The organism is bacterium (assembly GCA_035371905.1).
GTDB lineage: Bacteria > Ratteibacteria > UBA8468 > B48-G9 > JAFGKM01 > JAMWDI01.
On the sequence record DAORXQ010000081.1, the window covers coordinates 1 to 7732 of the forward strand.

Consider the following 7732-nt stretch of genomic DNA (forward strand, 5'->3'; position numbering starts at 1 on the left):
TCCATTTAAACTCCTTTAGGGTTGGTAGAAAATAATCTGACTGCCTTGATTTTCAAATTTAAATGGAACAAAAAGTCCTTTTATTTCTTCCTTTATTTTTTGGTGTAACTCAGGAGGAGCAAATAAAAGCATAAATCCACCTCCACCTGCTCCAAGAAGTTTTCCTCCTATTGCACCTGCTTTTTTTGCTTTCTCATAAATTTCATCAATAAATGGATTTGAAACTTTATCAGAAAGAGACCTTTTAAATCTCCACGCCTCATCAAGAAGTTTTCCAAATTCCTTAATTTCACTATTTCCAACAAGTATTTTTATTCCTTCTTCAACCATTTCATGTAGTATTTTTAGTTCATATTTTTTATTTTCAATATTTTTAATCTGTTCACTTGCAATTTCAGAAGCATATCTTGAAATTCCGGTAAAATATAGAAGCAGGTGTTTTTCAAAGTCCTCTTTTTTTCCCGGTGGGAGAATTAATGGCTCAACAATAAAACTATCATCTGGTAAAAAAGTAATTTTATTTAATCCACCAAATGCAACTTCAATCTGGTCCTGACAGCCAACATTTTCTTTTAAAATTTTCTGTTCCACATATATTGCTTCTTTTGCAAGTTCTTCTTTTGATTTCATCTTACCAAGAAGTGCATATAAGGCATTTAAAAGTCCAACTGTAAATGAAGAACTTGAGCCAAGTCCTGTTCTTGCTGGAAGGTCTCCGTCATGGTGAATTTCAACTCCAAAATCAATGTTTAAATATTTTAACACTCCCCTTACTGCTGGATGCTTAATTTCATCAATTTCTTTAACAGTTTCAATAATGGAATATACAATCCTGTGTTTATGTTCAAAAAATGGGGGTAAGTATCTGCATGTAATATAGCAGTATTTATCAATAGAAGTTGTTAAAACAGCACCTTTATTATATCTATACCAAGAAGGATAATCAGTCCCTCCTCCAAAAAAAGAAATTCTAAAAGGAGTTCTTGTTATTACCATTTTAGTTTTAAAATTATAAAATCATCATTCTTTTCAATTACATCAAAATTATACAAAAATTTCTGTTTTTCATCAAATTTCAAATAATTCTGCCATTCCATTAAAATGAGAAGTTTATAATTTTTTCTGTACAGATTTTTTATTGTGTTTTCCTTTAATTGACTGCTTTCTATATGTATTCCTTTCCTTTCAGCATAATATGTATAAGCGGAATTCCAGTCATATCCCGGGAAACAAATAATTATATTTTCATCAGGTTTTGTTTCTTTTTTTACAATTTCTCCTATTTTTAAAGCAAGAGGAGCGTCAAATTTATGGTATCTGTAAGCAAATTTAAGTGAAATTAAGGTATTAACTATTAAAAAGAGTGTTAAAAATAATTTTTTTGAATGTTCTGATTTAAATAAATTCTTAAAATATAAAAGTCCTTCAGCACAAAAAATAGAAACAATAGGAGTAATTAGCATATTGTAATAGTGATGACATTGAATTTTTATAAGGACAAAATAAAAAAGAAATGAGGAAAGAAAAAGAAAATAAAAATATTGATAGTTTTTTCTTCTTTTAATTGTAAAAATCCCAAATATAACAGGTATTAGGGTTAAATGAGTTAGAAGTTCAGGAAATAGATTTAAAATTCCCTGTTTGTATGTTTCAAAAATAAATCTTTCAGAAATAGTCCCAAAATTTCTTATTCTGTATGCTTTATCTGCAAGTGTTAGAGAAAAGTGATTATTCATTAAGTTCATTTCATCACAATACATTTGCCATCTAAACATAAGGGAAAGAGGTATTAAAAGGGATAAAAGCAAAATAAATTTATTGAATTTTTTATTTTTAAAAATTATTAAATAAACTACAGGAAGAAGGAAAAAAGGACCATAAAGTGATTTATGGAGAAAAGAGATTGATGAAAATATAATTCCAAGAATCCAGAAATATATGTTTTCTTTTAAAATTCCAAGAGTGAAAAAATAAAGAAATCCAAGAATAGTTGCAATAACTGTTGGTTCCATCAAAAAAGTTCTGTTGAAATGTATATTAACAGGTATGGAAAGATAAATAAAAGTTGTAAGTAAAGAAAAATTTAAATCATCTGTTAATAAAAAAAGAAGTTTAAAAAGTAAAAAAGCACCTAAATAAGCCATTATTATTGAAACAATTCTTCCCCATATTTCTGATGGAAAAAATAATTTATAAAAAATACATACAATTGCCTGATAAACAGGAAATTCAAGAAGTAAATATTTTTCATTACCTGTCCCGAAAACATCAAGTTCAGTTTTTAAAAAATTTATTCCATTTTTATAAAAATTTCTTGTTACTGCTGCTGTTTGTGTCTGTCTGAAAGAATATGTATCAAGAATTGGAATATTTATATGATAAAGAAGAACGGGAAGAAAGAAAAGAAAAATTAATAATAATTTTTTCATTTTTTAATAGTTTTTTTTAAGTTTTTGTAAAATTTTAACAGAAATTTAAAAAAGTAAAAAGGAATCAATGTTAAAAGACAGTAAAGATATATTTTATAGTTTAAAAAATTGTTTTTAAAAGCAAGTATAAGAGTTTCCCATCCATATCTTTTATGACCCGATAGAATAAATGCTTTACACATATAAATGTAATAATCAGAATAATTTTTTTTCAACCGTCTTTTAAATATTTCATAATCGGTAAATTGTTTTCTTTCAAGATTAACTTTTTTTTCTATTTCTAAAAAAACATTTAACATTCTATGATAGGGAGTGTAATTTTCAATACATTTTTTCCATCCATTTTTTGCTATTTCTTTTCTTTTTTTTTCATTTTTCAGGTAATATTTTACTTTATCAACAAGTTCTTTTTCGTTATCAAAACAATCTATTTCTTTTCCTATTTCAAAGTATTTTTCAAGATATGTAACATATTCAGTTAACATAAAACCACCCTGTAGCATAACTTCAAAAATTCTTCCTTTCCATTGTCTCTTGTTATTAAATGTTTTTGTAAAGCATAAATTTATTTTGCTTTTTCTGAAAACCTCATTCATTTCATTAAAAGTTAAATATTTCTCCCATCCATATCCGGCAAGAAAAATATTCAAATTTAGATTTTTTAAATAATTTATATATCTTTCTCTATCTTCTGTTTTAAACCCAATAAATGATACATCATATATTTCTTCTTTTTTATCCCAGTCAGGATAAAAAGGGACTCCATCACTAGGTAGAACATGAATAACATTTACATTAAAATTTTCGTATTTTTCTATTGCTTCAATTGAATGGGTTACAAAAAAATCAAAGTAAGGAAGATAATATTTTGTATAATTTTCAAATCTGAATTCATCATCAAAAAACCATCCAATTAAAATAGATTTTTCTCTTAATTTTTTTAATGTCTCTAATGTAAACTCATAATATCCTGAAAGATAAATAATATAATCAGGTTTGAAATTTTCAACAATTTTAACAACCTCTTCATTCATTTTTTTTATTCCTATTTCTGCAATTCTTTTTTGAAAATCATAGGTAAAAACAGATTAAAAAATTTTTTTTAAAGGTTCTACAAAATATAAATCAAAAGGGCATGTCAATTTTAAATAAGAAGAAGCATATTTATAGATTTTGTAAGAAGTTAAGTCATATAAAGGTGTAAGAATTAAAACTTTTTTCTGGTATTTTGTATTCATTTTAAGGTAAAATTATATCATTATCATTTATTCCATACTTTTTTAATTTTTTATAAAATTTTTCTTTATTTTTATAAGAGGTAATTACAAATTTTCCATCAAAATTTAATGGCTGGTTCAAATCTAAATTTTTGAAATTAATATTAAATTTTTTAGCCAAATAGATATAAATAAAAGTATAATCGTCTTTCCCAGTAAAAAAAAACTTTTTATTTTTTTCAGGAATTATATGGTTATAAAAAAGCAGGGAAATGTTATTGATATTGCTTTTAACCTTTTTATTGAGATAATAAAAATTCCAATAAATATCTCCAAAAATTTTTAAAACCAATTTCACAAATTTAATTATTAAAAATCTACTTTTTTTAGATTTTAATTTTTTAAGAAATGGAAAGCAATCTTTTTCAAAAATTTCTTTAATTTTTTTCAAATTTTCTTTTTTAAAAGTTGTTTTTATAAAAATTACAAAAATTCTTATTTTTTTATCCAGTGGAAAAAGTATCTTTTCTATTTCTTTTTCCCTTAACACATCAACAGTCCAGGTTTGAATAATTTCTTTTTCAGGTATTGCTAATTTTAAAAGTTCTTCTGTTTTAAAAAGTAATTTTTTTTCTCTTATAATTTTTATACTTTTATTTTCCTGTAAGGGTAAAATTCTTTTTGTTATTAAAACATTTAAAGCAGTTGTTGACATGTTTAAACCATCATGTGGACCCATATAATCAAATGAACCACTTTCTCCAGGATGCCATGTATGATATAAAAATTCTTCTTTTAACCAAACTTCTTTCAAGCCATAATTTCTTAATCTAAAAGTCATTTCATAAACACCGCATATATGACCTAAATAATCAATATGTTCATCTGCTCCACCTATTTTTATTAAATCCTCTTTTTTTGCACACATACACGCACCATAATTAAGTAAGTGAATTGGGTCATCTAATTTTTCTATATCTGTTTTCCCATCCCATCTTAAAACTCTTCCTTCACCCAAAACTTCTTCAAAAGAAGGATAATTAAAGGGATAAAATTTCTTATTTTCATTTCTTATCTCATCTATATGCAAAACAATATTTTGATTTTTTTTGAATTCTTTTATTATCGTTTCAACAAATGTTTTTTTTACCATTGCGTCACTATCTGGAATACAAATAATTTCTCCTTCACTTAAAATAATTCCTACATTAAACATAAGATGCTTATGGTAATAAACTTCTCTGGGCATTTCAAGTATTACCCATTTGTCAAGAACAGATTTTCCTTTTTTAATAGAATTATTCAGTTTTTTTTCAATTTTTTCCGGTTTTCTATCATAATATTCAATCCATATAATTTCATAATTATTTCTATCAATTGTTTGATTATTCAAATACTCCAGAATATGAAAACTATGCCTTACAGACCAATCAATCAAAATAATACTCACTTCTGGATTTCTCAAATTTTCATTTTTATAAAGTATTTTCATTTTTAATTTTATCTCTCAATCCCATAAATCTTATTATTCATTACAAAAATACCATCTCTTGGATTCTGCAATTCCCAATTTGTTTCAAATGGCCTGCAGTCAGTTATCTCAAAGTTCATTGCATTTTCCCATATATCAATCTCATCTCTTGCTCCACTTTGTATCTTTCCTTTTCTTAATAAAAGTTGTATTCTATAAATTCCTGTTGTTAAATTGGTAGGTCCTATTTCTATTTTTATTTTTTTTACATCTGGTTCAAAATATTTATTATGTAGTTCAGCAGAAGCACCCGAAAATAACATAATTCCATGTTTATCATAAATTCTAAAGACAATATGATATTTTTCGTCTATTTCTCCTTCAGGTTCAACAACTAAAACTATTTTTTCATTATATTTAAAAGTAACTCTTGAATTTCCATTTTCATCAAAAATTTCTACTTTTTTAAAATAGAATTTTTTACCCTTTATTTCCTCCTTATCTCTTTCCCTTATACTTGAAATTCCATATTTTTGAGTGTATATTTCTTCATATTCAGTTGTTATTTTTTCACTATTTCCTATTTTTTTTATTTTTCCTTTTTCCAGCCATATAACTTTTTCACATAAACTTCTTATTGCTCCCATATTATGACTTACAAATAAAACTGTTCTTCCTTCTTTTGTTATATCACCCATTTTACCAAGACATTTTTTCTGGAAGGATATATCTCCAACTGCAAGAACTTCATCAACAAGTAAAATGTCTGTTTCAAGATGGGCTGCAACTGAAAATGCAAGACGAACATACATCCCTGAACTATAATATTTAACAGGTGTATCAAGAAATTTTTCCATTTCAGAAAAAGATATAATTTCATCAAATTTTCTACCAATTTCCTTTTTACTCATACCAAGCATTGCACCGTTTAAATAAATATTTTCCCTTCCAGTTAATTCAGGATGAAAACCAATCCCAACTTCAAGTAAACTCCCTACTCTTCCATATACTTCCGCATATCCTTCTGTTGGTTCAGTCACTCTTGATAAAATTTTAAGTAATGTTGTCTTTCCTGCTCCGTTAGATCCAATTATTCCAACAACTTCTCCTTTTTTTATTTCAAATGATACATTCTTTAAAGCCCATATATATTCGTCTTCTTTCTTTTTCTCTCCTTTAAAAAATTTAATTAATTCTTCCCTCAATGTTTTATACGGTAATCTTTCTCCTATCCTGTATTTTTTACTTAATCCTTCTACTTTTATTGCTATTTCCATTTTTATATTACATCTGCAAATGATTTTTCCATATTTTTAAAGAAGTAAATACCGCCTATAAAAAGAATCAGAATAATAAAGATAGAAAAATACATCATTTTTATTGAAGTTATTTCTTTTCCAAGAAGACACCATCTGAAACCTTCTATTACTCCAACCATTGGATTTAAACCATATAAAAACCTGTATCTTTCAGGAACTATTGAAGATGAGTAAGCAATTGGACTTAAAAAAAACCAGACCTGAATCAAAAAGTTCATAATGTATCTAACATCTCTGTAATAAACATTTAAAGCAGAAAGATATAGAGAAACAGAAAAAGCAGTTATCACCGCTATTAAAAGGAATAAAGGGAAATAGATTAAATTTATTGATGGATTGATTTTATAAAAAAGGAGAAATAGAATTAAGACGAAAAAAGAAATTATAAAATCAAGAAGATGACTTATAATGGAAGAAAGAGGTAATAAAATTTTTGGGAAATATATTTTTGTTATAACATTTTGATGTTTTACAATACTTTCTGTTGCAAAAAGTAAACTGTTTGAAAAATAACTCCATATGATTAAACCCGTATATGAAAAAACAGGATAAGGAATGTTATCAGAAGGTATTTTAGCAAGTTTTCCAAAAAATAATGTGAAGATAATCATCATAAATAGTGGTTGTAAAATAGCCCATCCAATTCCAAAAATTGTCTGTTTATATTTAACTTTTATATCTTTCCAGACAAGAAAAAAAAGCAGTTCTCTGAATTCAAATATATCTTTTAAATTCAGTTTTCCCCATTTTGAACTCGGTTTTATTATTATTTTTTCCATTTTGTTTAATTTATTTTAAACAAATTAAACAATTTTGTCAAGAAATTTTAATCTTTTATAATTTTAAACTTTTTTAAATATTTCAATCTTTCTGCCAGTTGGAAGGAGAGTTTTAATTTTTTTTCAAATGGAAGATTAACAAATTCTTTTCTACATTTTTCTTTAAATTTGAATATTTTTTCTCTGTATTTTTCTAAATCCATTCTGTTTTTTATAATCTTATTTTCCATAGTATTTTTCTATAAACTCATTAAATTTTTCATATAAATTATATCTTTTCAGAATATCAAAAAGAACTTTTTTATCTATCTTGGATTGCTCAATCAATTTTATAATTTTTTCTCTATCTTTTGGTCTAAAAACATCCAAAAATATTGCTATCAAGTATTCCGCCTTTAAAATTTTAATTTCTATATTCTTAAATTTAACTTTTACTGAATTTTCTATCGCTTCTTTTTCTAAATCTTTACTTGCTGGAATAAATTGAACAGGAATTTTATTTATTAAAATATATTCT

General features: G+C 25.3%; 9 protein-coding genes. All 9 read right to left on the reverse strand.

Annotation, left to right across the window (positions count from 1 at the left end):
* Positions 1–15: 15 nt before the first annotated feature.
* Positions 16–996, reverse strand: a complete 981-nt coding sequence (locus PKV21_07960) for a kinase (GenBank protein HOM27422.1) — start codon at positions 994–996, stop codon at positions 16–18.
* Positions 990–2429, reverse strand: a complete 1440-nt coding sequence (locus PKV21_07965; GenBank protein HOM27423.1) for a glycosyltransferase family 39 protein — start codon at positions 2427–2429, stop codon at positions 990–992. Before PKV21_07965 ends, PKV21_07960 begins: the two co-directional genes overlap by 7 nt.
* Positions 2426–3463, reverse strand: a complete 1038-nt coding sequence (locus PKV21_07970) for a glycosyltransferase (GenBank protein HOM27424.1) — start codon at positions 3461–3463, stop codon at positions 2426–2428. The genes PKV21_07965 and PKV21_07970 overlap by 4 nt, the downstream gene beginning before the upstream one ends.
* Before the next feature lie 54 nt (positions 3464–3517).
* The gene (locus PKV21_07975; GenBank protein HOM27425.1) at positions 3518–3667 is read right to left on the reverse strand and encodes a hypothetical protein; all 150 of its coding nucleotides are present in this window, start codon (positions 3665–3667) and stop codon (positions 3518–3520) included.
* Position 3668: 1 nt separating this feature from the next.
* Complete coding sequence (locus PKV21_07980) at positions 3669–5138, reverse strand: hypothetical protein (protein HOM27426.1); 1470 nt, start codon at positions 5136–5138, stop codon at positions 3669–3671.
* 8 nt (positions 5139–5146) lie between these two features.
* Positions 5147–6394, reverse strand: coding sequence for an ABC transporter ATP-binding protein (locus PKV21_07985; GenBank protein HOM27427.1), 1248 nt, complete (start codon positions 6392–6394; stop codon positions 5147–5149).
* A 2-nt stretch (positions 6395–6396) separates the two neighbouring features.
* A complete protein-coding gene (locus PKV21_07990) occupies positions 6397–7215 on the reverse strand; it encodes an ABC transporter permease (GenBank protein ID HOM27428.1) in 819 nt (272 codons plus the stop codon).
* Between the two features lie 47 nt (positions 7216–7262).
* Positions 7263–7445, reverse strand: a complete 183-nt coding sequence (locus PKV21_07995) for a hypothetical protein (protein ID HOM27429.1) — start codon at positions 7443–7445, stop codon at positions 7263–7265.
* Positions 7435–7732: hypothetical protein (locus PKV21_08000; protein ID HOM27430.1), on the reverse strand; the 298-nt coding region annotated here is incomplete at its 5' end. The genes PKV21_07995 and PKV21_08000, both read right to left, overlap by 11 nt.